The following is a 1725-nucleotide window of genomic DNA, read 5'->3' on the forward strand; positions in this document are numbered from 1 at the left end:
CTTTATATCATGTCAGTGCAATTTTTTATAAAATGAAGGGGAACGATACAAACTGTACATAAAGTTTTTTTATGCATTGCACTAAAAAACTTAAGTTAGTTTAATTTTTATTAAAGGAGGGCTACTTTTGGAAGCACAACTATCAAAAAACGATTCAAGTAAAACAAAATTTGTTGTTGCTGGTTTACTACTTGGTATTCTAATGGCAGCAATGGATAACACAATCGTCGCAACTGCGATGGCAACGATTGTCGGAGACTTAGGAGGGTTCGACAAATTCGTTTGGGTCACATCCGCCTACATGGTAGCAACAATGGCCGGAATGCCTATTTTCGGTAAGCTGTCTGATATGTACGGACGGAAACGCTTTTTTATTGGCGGATTAATTCTCTTCTTATTTGGTTCTGCACTTTGCGGGACAGCATCAAGTATTGAACAACTAAGTATTTATAGAGCCATTCAAGGAATTGGTGGCGGCGCTCTTATGCCTATCGCATTTACAATTATGTATGATATATTCCCGCCTGAAAAACGAGGAAAAATGACCGGACTATTTGGTGCTGTTTTCGGAACATCTAGTGTTTTCGGACCTTTATTAGGTGCTTACATTACAGATTATATAAGTTGGCACTGGGTCTTCTATATTAATATTCCGTTAGGACTTATTTCCTTCTTCTTCATTACTAAATACTATAGCGAGTCTCTAGAATATCGAAAACAAAAAATTGACTGGGCTGGTGCTATTACGCTTGTCATTAGTATCGTTTGCTTAATGTTTGCTTTAGAACTTGGTGGTAAAGAATATGCATGGGACTCTAATGTGATTATTGGTTTATTTTCAACTGTTGTTATTCTGCTTATTATTTTCTTCTTCGTAGAAAGAAACGCAACCGAGCCTATTATTTCTTTCCATTTATTTAAAAAACCTTTATTTGCAGCTAGCCAAGGTGTTGCCTTTTTCTATGGCGCAGCTTTTATCATCTGTACAGTTTATATTCCAATCTTCGTTCAAGGTGTTCTCGGTGGTTCAGCCTCAAATGCCGGATTAATTTTGACACCTATGATGGTAGGATCTGTAATCGGAAGTCAAACTGGTGGACAATTAGCTTCACGAACAAGTTATCGTAACATCATGACAGTATCTGGAGTTTTCTTCGTTCTTGGTATTTATTTACTAAGTACTTTAACTATGGAAACACCTCGTACACTCGTAACAATGTTTATGGTGCTTGCTGGACTTGGAGTTGGATTCTCCTTCTCAGTTTTAAGTATGGCATCTATCCACAAATTAGAAATGAGAGATCGCGGTTCTGCTACATCCACGAACTCATTCTTCCGTTCACTTGGAATGACCCTTGGCGTCACGATTTTCGGTACGATTCAAAATCATGTTTTCACTGATAAATTAAAAGCAGTCTTCCCTCCTGAACTAGAAAAAATGGCTCCTAAAGGTGGAGACACAAGCTTTTTATTATCACCAAATGCTACTGAAAAGCTACCTCCTGAAGTACTGAGCGGAATTAAAGAGGCTCTTGCAACATCTATTGCTAATACATTTTTCTGGGCACTTATCCCAGCTACGCTAAGTATAATTTGTATTTTACTTATGGGAAATGAACGTCTTTTAACAGGACCAAAAACAAAGCAAAAACAAAAACAAGTAAGCTAATATAGAAAAACGAAACGGTATATCCCTTTATGAAAGAGGATATACCGTTTATAATA

At 37.0% G+C, this 1725-nt stretch carries 1 protein-coding gene; it reads left to right on the forward strand.

The features are described from left to right. The first annotated feature begins 127 nt into the window (after positions 1-127). Positions 128-1669, forward strand: coding sequence for an MDR family MFS transporter (locus AB3X49_RS22505; RefSeq protein ID WP_002014821.1), 1542 nt, complete (start codon positions 128-130; stop codon positions 1667-1669). The last annotated feature ends 56 nt before the right edge of the window (positions 1670-1725 follow it).

It is taken from the genome of Bacillus sp. C30, assembly GCF_040838255.1.
Classification (GTDB): Bacteria; Bacillota; Bacilli; order Bacillales; family Bacillaceae_G; genus Bacillus_A; species Bacillus_A mycoides.